This is a genomic window from Novosphingobium sp. CCH12-A3, from assembly GCF_001556015.1.
Classification (GTDB): Bacteria; Pseudomonadota; Alphaproteobacteria; order Sphingomonadales; family Sphingomonadaceae; genus Novosphingobium; species Novosphingobium subterraneum.
Window position 1 is genome coordinate 1 of the sequence record NZ_LSIA01000286.1, and the last position, 18,790, is coordinate 18,790.

The 18,790-nt window shown below is 64.5% G+C and carries 19 protein-coding genes; 9 read left to right on the plus strand and 10 right to left on the minus strand.

Going from position 1 to position 18,790, the window contains the following annotated elements:
* Positions 1 to 95: 95 nt before the first annotated feature.
* The 5 genes from AX703_RS22765 to AX703_RS22785 all read right to left on the minus strand — a co-directional run bounded on the left by AX703_RS22765 (position 96) and on the right by AX703_RS22785 (position 5,421).
* Entirely contained in the window at positions 96 to 452 is a 357-nt protein-coding gene (locus tag AX703_RS22765) for a hypothetical protein (RefSeq protein WP_039336380.1), read from the minus strand.
* A gap of 106 nt (positions 453 to 558) precedes the next feature.
* Positions 559 to 1,677, minus strand: a complete 1,119-nt coding sequence (locus tag AX703_RS22770) for an ATP phosphoribosyltransferase regulatory subunit (RefSeq protein ID WP_062347473.1) — start codon at positions 1,675 to 1,677, stop codon at positions 559 to 561.
* 86 nt (positions 1,678 to 1,763) lie between these two features.
* Positions 1,764 to 3,350, minus strand: coding sequence for a phosphoglycerate dehydrogenase (gene serA / locus AX703_RS22775; protein WP_062347475.1), 1,587 nt, complete (start codon positions 3,348 to 3,350; stop codon positions 1,764 to 1,766).
* A gap of 174 nt (positions 3,351 to 3,524) precedes the next feature.
* A complete protein-coding gene (locus AX703_RS22780) occupies positions 3,525 to 4,664 on the minus strand; it encodes a phosphoserine transaminase (RefSeq protein ID WP_062347477.1) in 1,140 nt (379 codons plus the stop codon).
* Between the two features lie 172 nt (positions 4,665 to 4,836).
* A complete protein-coding gene (locus tag AX703_RS22785) occupies positions 4,837 to 5,421 on the minus strand; it encodes a TlpA disulfide reductase family protein (RefSeq protein ID WP_062347479.1) in 585 nt (194 codons plus the stop codon).
* Positions 5,422 to 5,446: 25 nt separating this feature from the next.
* Between AX703_RS22785 and argH the strand changes: the two genes are divergently transcribed.
* The 4 genes from argH to AX703_RS22805 are packed head-to-tail and all read left to right on the plus strand — an operon-like array spanning position 5,447 to position 9,121.
* Positions 5,447 to 6,829 (plus strand): argininosuccinate lyase, encoded by a 1,383-nt coding sequence (gene argH, locus AX703_RS22790; RefSeq protein ID WP_062347550.1) that lies wholly within the window; start codon positions 5,447 to 5,449, stop codon positions 6,827 to 6,829.
* Positions 6,826 to 7,077 carry a hypothetical protein gene (locus tag AX703_RS22795; protein WP_039336391.1) on the plus strand — a complete coding sequence of 84 codons (252 nt, stop codon included), beginning with the start codon at positions 6,826 to 6,828 and terminating at the stop codon, positions 7,075 to 7,077. The genes argH and AX703_RS22795 overlap by 4 nt, the downstream gene beginning before the upstream one ends.
* A gap of 9 nt (positions 7,078 to 7,086) precedes the next feature.
* A complete protein-coding gene (lysA, locus tag AX703_RS22800) occupies positions 7,087 to 8,346 on the plus strand; it encodes a diaminopimelate decarboxylase (protein ID WP_062347480.1) in 1,260 nt (419 codons plus the stop codon).
* A gap of 1 nt (position 8,347) precedes the next feature.
* Complete coding sequence (locus AX703_RS22805) at positions 8,348 to 9,121, plus strand: bifunctional precorrin-2 dehydrogenase/sirohydrochlorin ferrochelatase (RefSeq protein ID WP_062347483.1); 774 nt, start codon at positions 8,348 to 8,350, stop codon at positions 9,119 to 9,121.
* A 134-nt stretch (positions 9,122 to 9,255) separates the two neighbouring features.
* On the opposite strand, the gene AX703_RS22810 is transcribed toward AX703_RS22805, so the two are convergent.
* Positions 9,256 to 10,164: an SDR family NAD(P)-dependent oxidoreductase gene (locus tag AX703_RS22810; RefSeq protein ID WP_039336397.1), complete on the minus strand. Its 909-nt coding sequence runs from the start codon at positions 10,162 to 10,164 to the stop codon at positions 9,256 to 9,258.
* Positions 10,165 to 10,351: 187 nt separating this feature from the next.
* On the opposite strand from AX703_RS22810, the gene AX703_RS22815 reads away from it, so the two are divergent.
* The gene (locus tag AX703_RS22815; protein WP_082734765.1) at positions 10,352 to 11,806 is read left to right on the plus strand and encodes an OprO/OprP family phosphate-selective porin; all 1,455 of its coding nucleotides are present in this window, start codon (positions 10,352 to 10,354) and stop codon (positions 11,804 to 11,806) included.
* 72 nt (positions 11,807 to 11,878) lie between these two features.
* On the opposite strand, the gene AX703_RS22820 is transcribed toward AX703_RS22815, so the two are convergent.
* Both AX703_RS22820 and AX703_RS22825 read right to left on the minus strand, forming a co-directional pair.
* Positions 11,879 to 12,979 carry a branched-chain amino acid aminotransferase gene (locus AX703_RS22820; protein ID WP_062347485.1) on the minus strand — a complete coding sequence of 367 codons (1,101 nt, stop codon included), beginning with the start codon at positions 12,977 to 12,979 and terminating at the stop codon, positions 11,879 to 11,881.
* Positions 12,980 to 13,438: 459 nt separating this feature from the next.
* The gene (locus AX703_RS22825) at positions 13,439 to 13,993 is read right to left on the minus strand and encodes a hypothetical protein (protein ID WP_052242578.1); all 555 of its coding nucleotides are present in this window, start codon (positions 13,991 to 13,993) and stop codon (positions 13,439 to 13,441) included.
* On the opposite strand from AX703_RS22825, the gene AX703_RS22830 reads away from it, so the two are divergent.
* The 4 genes from AX703_RS22830 to AX703_RS22845 all read left to right on the plus strand — a co-directional run bounded on the left by AX703_RS22830 (position 13,992) and on the right by AX703_RS22845 (position 16,147).
* The gene (locus AX703_RS22830; protein ID WP_197423808.1) at positions 13,992 to 14,786 is read left to right on the plus strand and encodes a TlyA family RNA methyltransferase; all 795 of its coding nucleotides are present in this window, start codon (positions 13,992 to 13,994) and stop codon (positions 14,784 to 14,786) included. The two genes, AX703_RS22825 and AX703_RS22830, sit on opposite strands and share 2 nt — an antisense overlap.
* A gap of 123 nt (positions 14,787 to 14,909) precedes the next feature.
* Positions 14,910 to 15,464 carry a TspO/MBR family protein gene (locus AX703_RS22835; protein ID WP_039336402.1) on the plus strand — a complete coding sequence of 185 codons (555 nt, stop codon included), beginning with the start codon at positions 14,910 to 14,912 and terminating at the stop codon, positions 15,462 to 15,464.
* Positions 15,465 to 15,539: 75 nt separating this feature from the next.
* Positions 15,540 to 15,791, plus strand: a complete 252-nt coding sequence (locus AX703_RS22840) for an accessory factor UbiK family protein (protein WP_039336498.1) — start codon at positions 15,540 to 15,542, stop codon at positions 15,789 to 15,791.
* A gap of 74 nt (positions 15,792 to 15,865) precedes the next feature.
* Positions 15,866 to 16,147 carry a hypothetical protein gene (locus AX703_RS22845; RefSeq protein ID WP_062347487.1) on the plus strand — a complete coding sequence of 94 codons (282 nt, stop codon included), beginning with the start codon at positions 15,866 to 15,868 and terminating at the stop codon, positions 16,145 to 16,147.
* Between the two features lie 3 nt (positions 16,148 to 16,150).
* Here the strand turns inward: AX703_RS22845 and AX703_RS22850 are convergent, their stop codons facing one another.
* Together AX703_RS22850 and AX703_RS22855 are read right to left on the minus strand one after the other, a co-directional pair.
* Positions 16,151 to 17,488, minus strand: a complete 1,338-nt coding sequence (locus AX703_RS22850; protein ID WP_062347489.1) for a PAS domain S-box protein — start codon at positions 17,486 to 17,488, stop codon at positions 16,151 to 16,153.
* A gap of 93 nt (positions 17,489 to 17,581) precedes the next feature.
* Positions 17,582 to 18,790 (minus strand): PLP-dependent aspartate aminotransferase family protein, encoded by a 1,209-nt coding sequence (locus AX703_RS22855; protein WP_039336406.1) that lies wholly within the window; start codon positions 18,788 to 18,790, stop codon positions 17,582 to 17,584.

Here is an 18,790-nt window from a genome sequence, read left to right on the forward strand (position 1 = left end):
GCCCAGCGCTGAAGAAGAAAAGCCAAGTCCCGGATCAAGTCCGGGACGACGGGTTTTGGGGTCGTGATGTTGTTGCTTGGATAGCAGGAACGGGGTTAGGCGCTGTCCTGATCTTCAACGATGATCCACGTCCACAGTCGCGCCCCTTCAATTGGGAAAACTACCCGCAGCGCGTTGGTCAGCATTGCAACTTTCGTCTCTGACAGGAGATTTTGACTCCTTTGGAAAAAGAGACGCTGTTGCGGATCTGATGGTTCATCCGGCTGTTCGGTAAAAGTCCAACCATCCCTTTCCATTGCCTCGACCGCAGCCGCGACATGCTGTGGAGGAACATCAATCCTCAATTGAACGGTTCGTTCGACGGACGGGCTTAGGCTTTCCTCATCCGCAGAAGTCCAGTAAATCCCATCCGGATCAAGAACCCGTTCAAGTGTGTCGCTAAAGCTGCTCATACCACTTTTATGCAAGGGATGCGCAGTTGGTTCAATGTCTGCGATGGCGTCGGTCCGGAACGGCCGCTTCCAGTGCAGAATGAAGCGAAACTTGCCGTTCGCTACCTCAAACCTTCTCTGGCCCTATAGCGCCCAGCACATGCGTGCACCCCAGCGCCTGCGCACTGTCCGCATCACTGAGCGCTGCAACGGTGCGCCAACCGATCGAGCGCAACCGCGCCGCCTCGGCACGGTCATGCCCCAACGGCAGGAACACGCGGTCCTCTGGTGTTTCGCTCGCCGAGAGCAGATCGATCAGCGCGTCGGGGTAGAGCGAGAAGCCGGTCGCCGCTTCATCCTTGCCATTGCCTGCAATGCGATAGGTGCCGCCGCGACCGACCGGTCCGCGCGCGCCTTCGGCGTAGAGGGTGAAGCCGAACCAGGTCTGGTATTCGAAGCCGTGGCGCTCGCTGGGGTCGAGCGTCAGCCGCGCCGCGCCGTTCAGGCTGGCGGCGATCTGCCTGAGCGACGCGATGCGCGAGGCGAGCGCGCCGCCTGCGTCGATCTCGCAAAGCTTCTCGATCGCGCTGTCGAACTCGCCGGTGGCGTAGAGCAGCGGCACATAGGCCTCGCCGCCCACATCGCGCAGGCCGCCCGCATCCTTGGTGTCGAGTTCGCGCCGCACCGCCTCGATCTGTTCGGGCGCAAGCGGGAAGGCCTTGGCGGCGAGCGTATCGACCAGATCGGGCAGGGTGAAATCGACGCTGACGCCGCGCGCGCCTGCTGCCTGTAGAGCCTCGACGGCGATGGAGACGATCTCGGTCGCCGCCGCCAGATTGTCCGCGCCGACGAGTTCGGCGCCGCACTGCAGCTTCTCCCGCGCGGGGTTCAGTCCGTCGCTCTTGATGGTCAGCACTTGCCCTGCATACATCAGCCGCAATGGCCGCGCCGCTTCGGCCAGCCGCGTCTGCGCGATGCGGCCGATCTGCGGGGTGTGGTCAGACCGCAGGCCCATCATTCGCAAGCTCGACGGATCAGTGAAGCGGAACATGCGACGTGACTGAATTCCCGCCATGCGCGCGGCGAGGCTCTTCTCGAACTCGATCATCGGCGGCAGCACGCGGTCATAGCCGTGGCCGTGCATGACGTCCTGAATGCTGCGCATCACGCGCGTGGTGGTCGCCGCCTCGGCAGGCAGGCGGTCCTCAAGCCCCTCGGGCAGCAAGCTGGAATCGACGTCGGTCATGGTTGCGGCGCTTAGCGGCTAGGTAGCCAAAAGCAAAGGGCGGGCGCATCGCTGCACCCGCCCCTCGATTTCACGCTGACGCTGGATCAGACGAAGTTCAGGGCCTTGACCACGCGTACGCCTTCGATGTCGCAGGCCTGCTTGAGCACGTCCTGCGGGACCGGGCTGTCAAGCGAGAGCAGCAGCACGGCTTCGCCACCGGCTTCGCGACGGCCGAGGTGGAAGGTGCCGATGTTGATGTTCGACTGGCCGAGCAGCGTGCCGATGCGGCCGATGAAGCCCGGTGCGTCGGAGTTGACGATGTAGAGCATGTCGCCATCGAGATCGGCTTCGATGCCGATGCCGAAGATCTCGACCAGGCGCGGCTGGCCGTTGCCGAACAGCGTGCCTGCAACCGAACGCTCGCCCTGCGAGGTGCTGACGGTGACGCGCACCAGGGTGCGGTATTCGCCTTCGCGATCATGGCGCACTTCGCGCACGTCAAGCCCGCGCTCCTTGGCGAGGAACGGCGCGTTGACCATGTTCACGCTCTGCGAATACTGGCTCATCAGGCCGGCAAGCACCGCAGCGGTGATTGGCTTCTGGTTGAGCTGCGCGGCGGCGCCTTCAACCTCGATGGCGATCTTGGTCAGGTTGTCGTGCGCGAGCTGGCCGACCAGCTTGCCCAGCTTTTCCGCCAGCGCCATGTAGGGCTTGAGCTTCGGCGCTTCCTCGGCCGAGAGCGAGGGCATGTTGAGCGCGTTGGTGACGCCGCCCGTCACGAGGAAATCGGCCATCTGCTCGGCCACCTGAAGGGCGACGTTGACCTGCGCTTCGGTCGTGCTCGCGCCGAGGTGCGGGGTGCAGATGAAGTTCGGGGTTCCGAACAGCGGCGATTCCTTGGCGGGTTCGGTCTCGAACACGTCGAGCGCGGCGCCTGCCACCTGGCCCGAATCCAGCGCAGCCTTCAACGCTGCTTCATCGATCAGGCCGCCACGCGCGCAGTTCACGATGCGCACGCCCTTCTTGCACTTGGCGATGTTCTCGGCCGAAAGGATGTTGCGGGTCTGGTCGGTCAGCGGCGTGTGCAGCGTGATGAAGTCCGCCTTGGCCAGCAGCGTGTCGAGGTCGGCCTTTTCGACGCCCATTTCCACGGCGCGCTCGGGCGTCAGGAAGGGGTCGAAGGCGACGACCTTCATCTTGAGGCCAAGCGCGCGGCTGGCAACGATCGAGCCGATGTTGCCAGCGCCGATCAGGCCCAATGTCTTGCCGGTGACTTCAACGCCCATGAAGCCGTTCTTCGGCCACAGGCCCGCCTGGGTCTGGGCGTTGGCTTCCGGGATCTGGCGGGCGAGCGCAAACATCATCGCGATGGCGTGTTCGGCGGTGGTGATCGAGTTGCCGAACGGGGTGTTCATCACCACCACGCCCTTCGAGGAGGCGTAGGGGATGTCGACGTTGTCGACGCCGATGCCGGCGCGGCCGATGACCTTGAGGTTGGTGGCGGCATCAAGGATCGCCTTGGTCACCTTGGTCGAGGAACGGATGGCGAGGCCATCGTATTCGCCGATGCGGGCGATCAGCTGTTCCGGGGTTTCGCCGGTGATCACGTCGACGTCGCAGCCCATCTCGGTGAAGATGCGGGCGGCGTTGGGATCCATCTTGTCGGAAATGAGAACCTTGGGCTTGGTCATGTTTCGATCCAATCCATCAGAATGAGACACCGTCATGCTGAACTCGTTTCAGCATCCATCCCTCGGCCAGAGAAGTCGGTTGAGGGGGAGAAATGGACCCTGAAACAAGTTCAGGGTGACGACGGGAAGAACGGGGAGGTACTGGCGCTACCCTGCGGCAGCGCCAAACCTTGATCAGGCCGCGGCCAGTTCGGCCTTGGTCGTCTCGTAGGCCCAGTCGAGCCATGGGCCGAGATCGGCGATGTCCTCGGCGTTGACGGTCGCGCCGCACCAGATGCGCAGGCCCGCCGGGGCATCGCGGTAACCGGCGATGTCGTAGGCCGCGCCCTGCTTTTCGAGCAGGCCTGCGAACTTCTTGATGAAGTCTGCGTCCGCGCCTTCGACCGAGAGGCAGACCGAGGTCTTCGACCGGGTCGCTTCGTCAGCGGCCAGGTGCGAGAGCCACGAACGCTCTTCGACGATCTTGTTGAGCGCTGCCGCATTGGCATCGCTGCGCGCCTGGAGGCCCTTCAGCCCACCCAGACCCTTCGCCCATTCGAGCGCGAAGATCGCGTCTTCGACAGCAAGCATCGAGGGGGTGTTGATGGTCTCGCCCTTGAACACGCCCTCGGCCAGCTTGCCCTTTGAAACAAGGCGGAACACCTTGGGCAGCGGCCATGCAGGGGTGTAGGTTTCGAGCCGTTCGACCGCGCGGGGCCCCAGGATCAGCACGCCGTGGCCGCCTTCGCCGCCAAGGACCTTCTGCCAGGAGAAGGTGGCAACGTCGATCTTCGACCAGTCGATGTCGTAGGCAAAGACAGCCGAAGTCGCGTCGGCGAACGAGAGGCCTTCGCGGGTTTCCGGGATGAAATCGGCGTTCGGCACGCGCACGCCCGAGGTGGTGCCGTTCCAGGTGAACAGCACGTCGTTCGACCAGTCGATCGCGTTCAGATCGGGGATCTGGCCATAGTCGGCGCGCAGGATCGTGGGATCGAGCTTGAGCTGCTTGGCGGCATCGGTGACCCAACCTTCACCGAATGATTCCCATGCCAGCGTGGTGACGGGGCGGGCGCCCAGCATCGTCCACATCGCCATTTCGAAAGCGCCGGTGTCAGACCCCGGAACGATGCCGATGCGGTGCGTATCGGGCAGCTGCAGCACTTCGCGCATCAGGTCGATGCAATACTGCAGGCGCGTCTTGCCGATCTTGGCGCGGTGTGAACGGCCGAGCGATTCGGTGCTGAGCTTTTCGGGGGAGTATCCGGGCGGCTTTGCGCAGGGACCGGACGAGAAGAAGGGGCGCGCAGGCTTGCGAGCCGGAATCGTAGCAGACATTGTAGTCTCTCCTTGCAGAGAGCACGCGCGGCGTTGGGACCGCGTGGCCCGCCGGCCGCTCTAGTGGCACGTGAGCGAATGTCAAACCATTCCGTTTCCAACTCTCCTGAACTTCAGGGCAAGTCTCCCCCAACTCTCCGAAGCAGAAGGCCAACTCGCGGGAGCGAACGCCCTACTTCTCGAGGGTCTCCGCGAGCATCGCGGCGGTCCTTGGACCTGACCAATCATGCGCGCCGATCATGCGCCAGACTTCCTTGCCATCCCGGTCGTAGAGCACCGTCGTCGGCAGCATGCCCGTCTCGTAGAAGAAGCCGAGGTTGTTCTCGGTGTCGAGCCAGGGTTCCAGCTTGGCGAACTTCTTCTCGGCATAGAACGGTGCGACCTTCGCCCCTCCTTCGATGTCCTGCGATACAGTGAGGACGCGGAGCTTGCCCGCGTTGTCCGCTGCCAGCTTGTCGAGCATCGGCATCTCGAGGACGCATGGCCCGCACCATGTCGCCCAGAGGTTGACCAGCACCGGCTTGCCCTTGAGATCGCGCAACTTGAGCGTCTTGCCCGACGGATCGGTCACGGTGAAGTCGGGCATGTCCTTGCCGCGATTGGCGATGTCGAGCGTGCCATTGAATTCGCCCTTGGCGACAGATTCCGTAGGTGCCGCGCTGCTCTGCGGTTGCGAGTCGCTCGGCGCTTGCCTATCGCACCCCGCAACGGCAAGGGCCGCCACGAGCAACAGCACTTTGGGCGAATAGACGGACATGGGCGACAAATCAGGCTCCAACCAGATGTGGGGCGGGCGCTTCGCAGGCGGTCCCTCGGCGATCATGCGCGAGATTAACGCCTCGATTCCCTTCGACAAGGCGCTGTGGCGGCAAGACATCGCCGCGTCAAAGGCCCATGTGGACATGCTGGGTGCGCAGGGAATCGTCTCGGCCGAGGATGCTGCGCTGATCGCGCAAGGGCTGGATCAGGTCGCGGCGGAGTATGAGGCCAACGGGGTGCCCGAAAACTGGGACCTCGAAGACATCCACATGACCACCGAGAGCCGCCTTGCCGAACTGATCGGCCCGGCGGCAGGGCGCCTCCACACCGCGCGCAGCCGCAACGACCAGGTGGCGACGGATTTCCGCCTGTGGGTGCGCGATGCGATGGACCAGGCCCAGCTTGGCCTCAAGCAGTTGCAGGTGGCGCTGGTGAGCCGCGCAGGCGAACACGCCGCATCGATCATGCCCGGCTTCACCCACCTGCAGACCGCGCAGCCTGTCACGCTTGGCCATCACCTGATGGCCTATTACGAGATGATCGGGCGGGATCGTTCGCGCTTTGCCGATGCGCGCAGCCGCATGAACCGCAGCCCGCTGGGTTCGGCGGCACTTGCCGGAACCGGCTTTCCGATCGACCGCTTCCGTACCGCCGAGGCGCTGGGCTTTGACGGGCCAACCGACAACAGCCTCGATTCGGTGTCAGACCGCGATTTCGCGCTCGATTACCTGATGGCGGCGGCGCAGTGCTCGCTGCACCTTTCGCGGCTGGCCGAGGAGTTCATCATCTGGGCAAGCCAGCCCTTCGGCTTCGTGACGCTGCCCGACAGCCTGTCGACCGGCAGTTCGATCATGCCGCAGAAGAAGAACCCCGATGCCGCCGAACTGGTGCGCGGGCATTCCGGACGGATCGTCGGTTGCCTGACCGCCCTGATGATCACGATGAAGGGCCTGCCGCTGGCCTATTCGAAGGACATGCAGGACGACAAGCCGCCGGTGTTCGAAGCCGCAAGCCTGCTCGCCCTGTCGATCGCCGCGATGACCGGTATGGTGGCCGAAGCCAAGTTCCGCACCGACCGCATGCGCGCCGCCGCCGAACTCGGCTATGCCACGGCGACCGACCTTGCCGACTGGCTGGTGCGGCAGGCGAACATCCCGTTCCGCGAGGCGCATCACATCACCGGCAGCGCCGTGAAACTGGCCGAATCGCGCGGTATCGCGCTCGATCAGCTCTCGATCGAGGACCTCAAGGCCATTGACCAGCGCATCGACGATCGCGTCTACGCCGCGCTTTCGGTCGAGGCGAGCGTGGCGGCGCGTTGCAGCCATGGCGGAACCGCGCCGGACGAGGTAAGGAAGCGCGTGGCCCAGGCGCGCGTCGCGCTGGGGCTGGAGGAACAGGCTTGAAGCTTTCGCGCACCATTTTGCTCGGCACCCTTGGCGCCCTCGCTCTGGCAGGCTGCGGCAACAAGGCCGAGCTGAAGCTGGCGCCAGACCAGACGCCGCCGCCGATCCCCTATGGCCGCGAGGTCCAGCCGGGCGCGGACGATCTGCTCAAAACCCCCGCGCAGGCAGCCCCTGCGCGCAACGTCGAGCCGCGTCGCCGCTCGCAGGATCGCGAAGACGATCCTTTCGACCTGCCTCCCGAAGACTGAGAATTTCCGATGGACCATTTTGAACTGAACAACGGCGTGCTCTGCGCCGAGAACGTGCCCCTGCCGGTGATCGCAGCGGAAGTCGGCACGCCCGTCTATGTCTATTCGCGCGCGACGCTGACCCGCCACGCCCGCGTGTTCCGCGATGCCCTTGGCGTGCTGCGCGACGTGAAGATCGCCTTCGCGGTCAAGTCCAACCCCAACCTCGCCGTGCTCAAGGTCCTGGCTGCCGAAGGCTACGGCGCCGATGTCGTCTCGGGAGGCGAGATGGAACGCGCGCTGGCGGCAGGCATGGCGCCCGATGGCATCGTGTTCTCGGGCGTGGGCAAGACCGCGGCCGAAATGCGCCGTGGCATCGAAGCCGGGATCGGCCAGTTCAACCTCGAAAGCGAGGAAGAAGGGCTGGAGCTTGCGGAAATCGCCGCGTCGATGGGCAAGGTCGCTTCTGCCGCGCTGCGCGTGAATCCTGACGTTGACGCCGGGACGCACGGTAAGATTTCCACCGGCAAGGCCGAGAACAAGTTCGGCGTGCCGTTCGATCGTGCTGCGGCAATCTATGGCCGACTGGCCAATACGCCGGGCCTGAACATGCGCGGCCTCACGCTGCACATCGGCAGCCAGCTTTCCAGGCTCGAGCCGCTGGAAGCCGCCTTCAACAAGGTCGGCGCGCTGATGGAAGAGATCCGCGCTGCTGGCCATAGCGTCACGCACATGGACTTGGGCGGCGGCATCGGTGTGCCCTACAAGACGGGCGAGGTGTTCCCGCAGCCCGCCGAATATGCGGCGATGGTCGCGCGGGTGACCGGCAACTGGGGCGTGACCCTGATGTTCGAACCGGGCCGCGTCATCACCGGCAACACCGGCGTGCTGGTGACGGAAGTGATCCGCGTGAAGGAAGGCGTGGGGCACCCCTGGGTCGTCGTCGACGCCGCAATGAACGATCTGGCGCGCCCGGCGCTCTACGATGCCTGGCACGATTTCGCCGCGGTGGAGCCGAAGGGCGAGACCTTCACCGCCAACATCGTCGGCCCGATCTGCGAAAGCTCGGACACCTTCGCCATGGCTCGCACCATCGACAAGGTTGGGCGTGGTGACCTTGCCGTGTTCCGCACCGCCGGGGCCTATGGCGCGACGATGGCCAACACCTACAATTCGCGGCCCTTGGTGCCCGAAGTCATGGTCGATGGCGACAAGTGGGCCGTGGTGGCTGATCGCATCGCTCCCGCGACGATCCTGGCGGCAGAGCGCGTGCCGGACTTCCTCAAGTAAGATGCATTCGCTCCCCCTCTTCCACCGCATCGCGGGCCAGCCGGTGATCCTGCTGGGCGAGGGAGATGCCGCCGCGGCCAAGCAGCGCCTGATCGAGCGCGCGGGCGGAGTGATCTACCGCGATATCAACGCCGGGATCGACGACGGCGCGCGCCTCGCCTTCATCGCGCACGACAATCCCGACATGGCGCAGGGCGATGCGATCCGGCTGCGCTGTGCCGGCCTGCTGGTGAACGTGGTCGACCGGCCCGAACTGTGCGATTTCACCACGCCCTCGATCCTCGACCGTGACCCGGTGCTGATCGCGGTGGGCACGGGCGGGGCCTCGGCAGGCCTCGCCAAGATCCTGCGCCTGCGGCTGGAGCGCCTGTTGCCGCAAGGGCTTGGCGCGCTGGCCCGCGCGCTGGAAGAGGCGCGCGAGGGGATGCGCAAGCGCTGGTCCTCGGTCGCCGACCGCCGCCGTGCCCTCGATGCGGCGCTGGACGAGGGCGGGGAACTCGACCTGTTCCGCGCAGGCAGCGAGACGAAGGTTGCAGACTGGCTGGCCTCTGGCGCGGAAGGGCAGTCCGGGCGCTTCGAAATCACCCTGACCTCGAACGACCCCGAAGACCTTACCCTTCGCGCCGCGCGGCTGCTTGGGCAGGCGGACGTGGTGGTGCATGATGCAGGCGTTGCGCCGGAAGTCCTGTCACGCGCACGGGCTGATGCGGTGCGTGTGCTCGCCGGGTGTGAGGTTCCGCAGGGCGGGATCGTCGTGGTGCTGCGAGTAGTTTGACTGATCACTCCTGACCGTCCCGGACCTGATCCGGGACCCCACTTTTCTTGCCGCAAGCTGCGTTTTCACCGAGGCCGCAAAAGGCAGCGGGGTCCCGGATCAAGTCCGGGACGACGTGGTTTTAAAGCGGACAGTTACCCCTTCATCGCCGCCTGCAACTGCCCGATGATAACCTGGCTCTGTTCCGCGCCTGATTGCGGGGCGAAGTCGCCGGTGCGGTCGTTGATCTTGTCCCAGTTGGCTGCGAAGCCTTCGACGGTGCGCTCGTTCGGTGCCAGCAGGACGCCCTTGTTCATGGTGACCCATGCGCCGTGGTATGCGCCGCCACCGGCGCCGACGATGGCGTTGGTGGGGGCGTCTTCCGAGACGAGGAAGAGCGCGGCGGGCACGACGTTTTCCGGGCCGAACAGCTTGAAGGCTTCCTCGGGGAAAATGTCCTCGGTCATGCGCGTGGCGGCAACCGGGGCCAGCGTGTTGACCTTGATGTTGTTCTTCGCGCCTTCAAGATAGAGCGTCTTGGTCAGCCCGGCGAGGCCGAGCTTGGCCGCGCCATAGTTGGCCTGCCCGAAGTTGCCGAACAGTCCGGTGGACGATGCCGTCATCAGGATGCGGCCGTAGTTCTGTTCGCGCATCAGGTCCCAGCAGGCCTTGGTGGCGAAGGCCGAGCCGATCAGGTGGACGCGCACGACCATCTCGAAATCGGCCGGGTCCATCTTGGTGAAGCTCTTGTCGCGCAGGATGCCGGCGTTGTTGATCAGCACGTGGACGCCGCCCCAGCGTTCCTTGGCCTTGGCGACCATCTCGACCATCTGCTCGTATTCGCTGACCGAGCCGCCGTTAGACATGGCCTCGCCGCCCATGGCCTCGATTTCCTCGACGACCTTGAGCGCTGCGTCCGAATGGCCCGTGCCATCGCGCGATCCGCCAAGGTCGTTGACCACAACCTTCGCCCCGCGTCGGGCGAGTTCGAGGGCATAGGCGCGGCCAAGGCCACCGCCTGCTCCGGTAACGATCGCGACGCGGCCTTCGAACGAAATGCTCATGCTTGGGTCTCTCCGGAGCGCCCTAACCGGGCGATTAACGCAGGCATCAGCGATGCCACGGCGAGGGCCGGAACGCAACGGGCGAGGCGTTGCCGCAGCATTTGCGACAAATCGGCAAAACCACCGTCAACAAAATGTAACACTACAGACATATTTGGCCGCAAACCGGTAGGCTCAAGGATTCGTCATGAAGTTTGCAACGCGCGTCTCGATCACCGCTCTTGCCTGCGCCGCTGGCTGGGCTGTCCCGGCTGAGGCCGCGTCCTCGAACGCGGATATTGCCGCCATGCAGGCCCAGCTTCAGCAGATGCAGGCGCAGATGCAGAGCCAGATGGATGCAATGGCCGCGATGCAGGCGCAGATCCAGACCTTGCAGGGCCAGCTCGCCGAAGCCAGGGCCAAGAGCGACGCGACCGCCACTGCCGTCGCCGCAATCCCTGCGCCGACCGCTTCGGGCAAGCCGCCAGTCGCGATCAGCTGGGATGGTGGGCCGAAGATTGAAGCCCCGGTGGACCCGAAGAACCCCAAGGCCGGCAAGTGGAGCTTCAAGCCGCGCGGCCGCCTGCAGATTGACACCGCCTCGGTCTCCGCGCCGTCGTCCATAGGCAGCAAGAGCCTTGGCCTCGCCATGGAATTCCGCCGCGCCTACCTGGGCTTCGACGGCACCATTCCCGGCAACTTCGGCTACCGTATCGAGGCGGACATCGCCAACAGCAGTGTCGATCCGACCGACGTCTACCTCACCTATACCGGTATCAGGAACCTTACGCTCACGATCGGCCAGCACAAACCGTTCGAATCGATGGAGGACACCGAGTCCGACCTGTTCACCAGCTTCATGGAGCGCGCCGCGTTCAACACCGCCTTCGGTTTCGAGCGCCGCCTCGGCCTTTCTGCACAGTACCAGAAGGGCATGGTCCTGGCGCAAGTCGGCGTGTTCTCCGACAACGTCACCGACCTCAACGCCGATACCGACAACAGCTATTCCATCGACAGCCGCTTTGCCTTGCAGCCCAGGCTGTTCGGCGGCCAGGCGCACATCGGCGGCTCGGCGCACTACCACGACCTCAACGACAGCAGCGCCACCGTGCGTTATCGCGCGCGCCCGTTCACCCACACCACCGACATCCGCTTCGTCGATACCAAGGCGATCAGCGCGCTGTCGGAAACGAATTACGGCGTGGAACTGGGCTGGACCGGCGGTCCGGTGCATTTCACTGCTGAATCGCAGTGGATGAAGGTCAACCGTCCGGCAGGGATTGCCGACCCCACCTTCAACGGCGGCTATGTCGAAGCGGGCGTGTTCCTGACCAAGGGGGATACGCTTCCCTACAAGGCAAGCGAGGGCACCTGGACCCGGATCAAGCCGAAGAACGGTGTAGACAAGGGCGGCATTGGCGCGGTGCAGGTCAACGCCCGCTATGACTGGCTCGACCTCAACGACGTCGATGGTGCTGGTGGGGGCGTGCTGGGCGGCCGCCAGCAGCTCGTCGGTGCCTCCTTGCTGTGGGTGCCGACGGACTACGTGCGCTTCATTGTCGACTACGGCCATCTCTGGCTAAAGGATGCCGCGGTCGCTGCAGGTGCGGATCGCAATTACAACGCCGACGTCATCGGCATGCGGGCGCAGTTCGACTTCTGAGGCAGACGCAATGAAAAAGGCCCGCCGTTCCACATGGATCGGCGGGCCTTTTCGTTTTCTCAGGTCTCGCTATCAGGCGATCCGCGTCACCCAGCCATGGGTATCGGCAATCTCCCCGCGCTGGATGCCGACGAGCCTGGCGCGCAGCTTCTGCGTCAGCTGGCCGGGACCGCCCGAACCGATCGTGAACTCGCCCTCGTGGCTGGCGACCTTGCCGACTGGCGTGACAACCGCCGCGGTTCCGCAGGCGAACGTCTCGATCAGCTTGCCCGAAGCCGCGTCTGCCTTCCACTGGTCAAGGCTGTAGCGGCCCTCGCGCACGGTCAGGCCCTCTTCGGCGGCAAGCTTGAGCAGGCTCGAACGGGTGATGCCGGGCAGGATCGTGCCGGTCAGTTCAGGCGTCAGGATCGAACCGTCATCGAACACGAAGAACAGGTTCATGCCGCCCAGTTCCTCAACCCACTTGTGTTCAGCTGCATCGAGGAACAGGACCTGATCGTGCCCGCGCGAGAAGGCTTCGGCGGTGGGCACGAGGCTGGCGGCATAGTTGCCGCCGCACTTGGCCGCGCCGGTGCCGCCGGGGGCAGCACGCGTATAGTCCGAAACCCAGATTGAAACCGCCGGCGCGCCCGACTTGAAGTAGCTGCCGGCCGGGCTGGCGATGACCATGAACTTGTACTGCTTCGCAGGCCGCACGCCCAGGAACGCCTCGCTGGCGAACATGAACGGGCGCAGGTACATCGAGCCGCCCTCCACAGTAGGGAACCAGTCCTTGTCGGCCAGCACCTGCTGGCGCACGGCATCGACGAACAGCTCTTCCGGCAGTTCGGGCATGGCGAGGCGGCGCGCAGACGCATTGAAGCGCTGCGCATTGGCTTCCGGACGGAACAGGGCGATGCCGCCGTCGGCCAGGCGATAGGCCTTCAGCCCTTCGAAGATTTCCTGCGCATAATGCAGCACTGCAGCCGCAGGATCGAGCGCGATGGGGCCATAGGGAACGACGCGAGCGTCGTGCCAGCCGGTCCCCTCGGCGTAGTCGATCTCGACCATGTGATCGGTGAAGGCGGTGCCGAAGCCGGGGTTCGCCAGCACTTGCGCCCGCACGTCCGCAGCAACCGGAGCCGGGTGCGGATGCTTGGTGAAAGTGAGGCTGTTGTCGGCGAGCGTCGCCATGGGGCAGTCCTTGCGCTAGAATCGAGGAAGCAGCGCCGTGAACTATTATTGCGCGAAAGGCAAGGGGAATGTAATAAATGTGAAGGGCCGCGTCGGTCAATCCGAGCGGCCCTTCGCATGGTCAGCGGCCGGAAGTGCCGCCCACGAAGCCTTTATCGCTTAATCGAAACTCAGCGATAATGCCTCGCGCGGGACTGTACCGACCTCTCTGCTGAACCATGAGACATCGGATCACCTCCTTTCGCGCTGTTGAGCCAAAGTCACAGGCTGTCGGGCCTGCTGGACCGGGAGTTTGTATTCTCACCGGCCTTGTTCTGAATGTGATTCATCCATGGCAAAACAACAAGACTTGATCGAAAAAAAATTGTCGTCACAATCTCCGTTTCGCGCCTGCAGTATGGTCACCCCTGCAACCGGATAGGCAACTGGCCATGCAGGCGGCCATGCAGGCGGATCGCGTTATTTCCGGCAATCCTCGATCACCCGCCCCACTTCGGCCCAGGCTGGCAGGTAGAGCGTCGGCAAGCCGTTCACCTCGATGGCAAAGCGACCGCGGCTGAACGCCATGGAATCCAGCAGCGGATCGCGTGAGGGCAGCGTTGCCACCAGTTGCGGCTGGCCCTGCGGCGCCGGATCGGCCGAAAGCGGGCGGATATCGCTGGTGGTTGCCACCGTCATCGGCAGCGGCACGGTGGAAGTGCCGGTGCGGATCAGGCTCATCGTTCCTGCGGCGCGGTTGCAGGCCATGGCGAACAGTGTGGCGTCGCCCGGGCCGAAACGGGCGACCCCCGGCTCATAGCGCCAGTTGCCCACGGTCTGTGGCGCATCGCGCCAGTCCTTGAAAGTCTGCGCAGGTGGCGGCGGGGGCGGTGCCTGGGTTGGCCTAGGGGCCGGCGGCGGCGCGGCTTGCGGGACCACCGTCGGCGCGGCGCAGGCGGAAAGGGCCAATGGCAGGACGAAAGCCAGCGCACCGGATAAAACGAGGCGGGGGCGGTGTGCATGGTTGATCTTCATGGTGCAGTTATGGAAGGAACGCGCCGTGACCTCAACCCGCCCCCCCAAACAGCCCGGCGCATCCAAGCTTCGCGTGGACCAGTTGCTCGTCGAACGGGGCTTGGTCGAAAGCCGCGCGCGCGCGCAGGCCCTGATCCTTGCCGGGCTGGTCTACTCGGGCGAGACCAGGATCGCCAAGGCCGGGCAGGCGCTCGCTCTCGATGCAGCCTTGGATGTGCGTGGACGCGATCACCCCTGGGTCTCGCGCGGCGGCATCAAGCTCGCCCACGCCATCGAGCATTTCGGCCTCGATCCGTCGGGCGTCACCGCAATGGACATCGGCAGTTCGACCGGCGGCTTCACCGACGTGCTGCTGCAAGGCGGCGCGGAGCACGTCTTTGCCGTGGACTCGGGCACCAACCAGCTCGCCTGGAAGCTGCGCCAGGATCCGCGCGTCACCGTACTGGAACAGACCAGCGCGCGCATCCTCACGCCGGGACACATCGATCGACCAGCGACCTGGGTGGTCTGTGATGCCAGCTTCATTGCCTTGCGCAAGGTGCTGGAAGTGCCGCTCTCCCTGGCGACGAGACCGACCCGCCTCGTCGCGCTGATCAAGCCGCAGTTCGAAGTGGGCAAGGCCGAAGTCGGCAAGGGCGGCGTGGTGCGTGATCCCGCGCTTCACGAACGCGTCTGCGGCGAGGTGCGCGATTGGCTGGAAGGCGAAGGCTGGGAGGTTCAGGGCATCGTCCCGAGCCCGATCACCGGGCCCGAAGGCAACGTCGAATTTCTGGTTTCCGCGCTGCGTGGCTGAGTTTTCCCCGGATTGTGTCTCCGCGCGGGATGCAATGCGGGACGACTTCCGATTGCAGAGCAGGCAACCCCTCGCCAATATCCCCGGCGAATCGCGCGTTTTGCGCAGTTGCTTGCGGGTGCCATGAACTATCTTGCCTCTTCGGGACAGCTTCGCGCCAGTCTTCTGCGCTGGTCGCTGTTCACCATTCCCCTTGTCGTCGCTCTCGGGTTTCTGTCCGGACAAGCTGCGGGCAGCGGCCCTGGCAACCCGTGGTTCGATGCGCTGGTCAAGCCGTCGATCTATCCACCGCCGGCTGCCTTCGGAATCGTCTGGACCGTCCTTTATGTTCTGATGGGGCTGGCGCTGGCGATGGTTCTCTCGGCACGCGGCGCGGCGGGTCGTGGCATTGCCGTCGCGATGTTCGTGGTCCAGCTTCTCATCAACCTCGCCTGGTCGCCTACGTTCTTCGCGTTGCATCAGATCACGGTGGCGTTCTGGATCACCGTTGCCATGGCCGTGGCGATCGTCTTGACGGTGGTGCTGTTCTGGCGCGTGCGCCCGGTCGCGGGCATGCTGCTGCTGCCATATCTCGCGTGGGTCTGCTTCGCTTCGGTGCTGACGTTCGAGTTCGGCCGGTTGAACCCCGATGCCGATGGCGCATTCGGCACCGTGACGACCGAGCGCGTCGAAATCTGACCTGTCCGGCCACTTGCGCAAGGCATGATGGCGGCCCACATAGCGGGAACCGAATGCCAGCCAGGACCCAAGCCCATGCAGAGTGAAAACCCGATGATCGCCGACTTCGTCAAGCTGCTGAACAGCGCGGCGGGAACGATTGCGGGCATGGGCCGCGAGGCGGGCGAAAACGCGCGCGAGAAGGCCAAGGAAATCTTCGGAGGCCTCGATTTCGTCAGCCGCGAGGAATTCGACGCGGTCAAGGAACTGGCTGCTTCCGCGCGTGAGGAAGTGGAAGCGCTCAAGGCCCGCATCGCGGCGCTTGAGGCTGCCTCAAAGGGCGAGTGAGGAACCCGTTTCCCGTTTCGCGGATTTAACCTGCATCAAGTTGGCGCCCGACGGCGCACTGCAGGAAGACAACCGTGTTTACGCAACTCAATCCGACAATTCCCTTGCACGTGCTGGGCAAGGGCGATGGCTATGCGATCGGGATGATCGACTATGGCCAGGAGCACAATCTCATCTGGGTCACGGCGCTCGATGAGTCGGGCGAGATCTGGTGTGCGCCCAACAGCAAGGTCCGTCTCGGCAAGAACTGGACAATGGGGCGGGCGGAAAACCGCCTGATCACGCAGGACAAGCAAGACGCAACTTCCAAGGCCGAGGTAGAAGCAGAACACTGTGAAGGCCGGCGCGCCGCCTGAGGTTCAGCTTTCCAGCATCCTTGCCGTGGCGAGCGAGCAATCCAGCCGCCAGTGCAACCCGGTCGGCGCGTAATCGATGGTCACTTCGGCATCGAGGCTTCGGGCCGGGATATGCCGCATCAGCGTGGTACCAAACCCGTGATGCGTCGGCACGCACATCAGGGGCACGCCGCTCTCACGCCAGTCGATGACGAAGCGATCTGCGGTTTCCTCCCAGCACAGCACGACTTTGCCTGCCGGCGCGGCCAGGGCGCCGTACTTGAGCGCATTGGTGGCAAGCTCGTGCAACGCCATGCCGATGATCTCGGCGCTGCGGGGGCTGAGGGGAATCGAGGCTCCACGCAATTCGATCTGCGCCCGCGCCTCGCGCCCCAGTATCGCCAACTGGGCCTCGGCCAGCTCATCCATGAGGATGGTCGACCAGCCGCGTCGGACCAGCAAGTCCTGATTGGCCGAGAGGCTGGCGAGGCGGCGTTCGAAGCGGTGCAGGAAATCCGGGTCCTGGCAGCCCGAACGGCGGGCAAGGGCCTGAACGACGGCAAGCAGGTTCTTCGAGCGGTGGTTCACCTCCATCAGGAGAACGCGAATCTGCTCTTCCTTCTCGAGCATGTCGGTCACATCGGTATTGGTGCCGAACCAGTAGAGGATCGCGCCCGAAGCGTCGCGAATGGGTAGCGCGCGCGACAGGAACCAGCGGTATTCCCCGTCGCCCGATCGCAAAGGGAAGGTGTCCTCCCACTCCACCCCGGATTCTATGCTGGTCTTGAAGTGTGCAAGGACCCTTTCGAGGTGGTCCGGGTGATGGACCTGATCCCAGCCCCAGCCGTCGCAATCGCCTTCTGCAAGGCCGGTGTAGTCATACCAGCGCTTGTTGTACCAACCTATCCAACCGGACCGGTCGGCAACCCATGCCAGTTGGGTGATGTTGTCGGCCAGCATGCGGAAGCGCATCTCGCTTTCGCGCAAGGCGCGCTGGCCTTCCTCGCGAGCGGTGATGTCGCGGGCGATCTTGCTTGCGCCGACGATCTTTCCTGCCTGGTCGTAGATCGGTGAGACCGTGAGCGAGACGGAGATGAGGGCTCCGTCCTGGCGCTGGCGGACGGTGTCGAAGCTCTTCACCCGCTCCCCACGCGCTATGCGAGCAAGGATATCGTCTTCTTCGGCCTGCCGATCTTCTGGGATCAGGCGCCGGATCGACTGGCCGATCATGTCCGCTTCCGCAAATCCGAAGATGCGCGTGGCCGCCGGGTTCCAGCTCAGGACTGTCCCTTGCAGGTCCTTGCTGATGATCGCATCATCGGAAGACTGGATTATGGCAGATAGATGGGCCTCGGCCAGCAAAGCAGCTTGCTCCGTTGCGACCCCACCCGGCTGCCTATTTACGGCAAGGGTGGCGCGATGCAACCGAATTGGCGCAATTTCAGGCAGATGGTTTCACAAACCCGCGGCCCGCAGGGCCTGGTCGAGATCCTCGATCAGGTCATCGGGGTCCTCAAGGCCGACATTGAGGCGCAGCATGCCTTCGCCCACGCCCATGTCGGCGCGGGTTTCCGGGCCGACGCCGTAATGCGTGGTCGAGGCCGGATGGCACATCAGCGAGCGCGAATCGCCGATGTTGTTCGAGATGTCGATCAATTGCAGCGCATCTAGAACGGCGTGGGCCTGCTTCAGCCCACCATCGAGGTGGAACGAGAAGATGGTGCCGCCCGCCTTCATCTGCTTGCGTGCCAGTTCGTACTGCGGATGGCTGGGCAGGAACGGATAGAGCAGACGGGGCACGCGGGCTTCGACAAAGCTCGCGACCTTGAGCGCGTTCTCGCTCTGGCGGTGGATGCGCAGGTCAAGCGTTTCGAGACCCTTGTGGACGACCCAGGCGTTGAACGCGGCGATGTTCGGACCGGTGTTGCGTTGGAACGGCAGCAGGACGTTGTTGATCCACTCGGCCGAACCGCACACTGCGCCAGCCATGACGCGGCCCTGGCCATCCATCATCTTGGTGGCTGAATAGGCGACGACATCCGCGCCGAAGTCCATCGGGCGCTGCAGAGCAGCGGTGGCAAAGGCGTTGTCGACCACGGTGGTGATGCCGTGGCGTTTGGCGAGCGCGCAGACGAACTCGAGATCGACAATGTCCATCGTCGGGTTGGCCGGGCTTTCGAAGAAGAACACCTTGGTGTTTGGCCTGATCGCGGCTTCCCACGCAGCGTTGTCCGAAGCGTCGATCGTGGTGCCGGTAATGCCGAAGCGCGGCAGCAGGTTGTCGACCAGCCAGCGGCACGAACCGAATGCGGCCTTGGCGGCGACGATGTGGTCCCCGGCCGAAAGCTGGCAGAGCAGGGCGGTGGTCATCGCCGCCATGCCGGTGGCCTGCGTGCGGCACGCCTCGGCTCCTTCCATCAGGGCGATGCGCTCTTCCAGCATCTGCACCGTGGGGTTCTGCAGGCGCGAATAGGTCATGCCTTCCGCCTCGCCGGCGAAGCGTGCGGCAACCGTTGCGGCATCGTCGTAGGTAAAGCCGGAGGTGAGGAACAGCGCTTCGGACGTTTCGCCCATTTCCGAACGCCACGTGCCTCCGCGCACGGCTTGCGTTGCGGGACGCCACTTCTGCGTGATCGAACGGTCCTGGCCAGCAGTTCTCTTCAT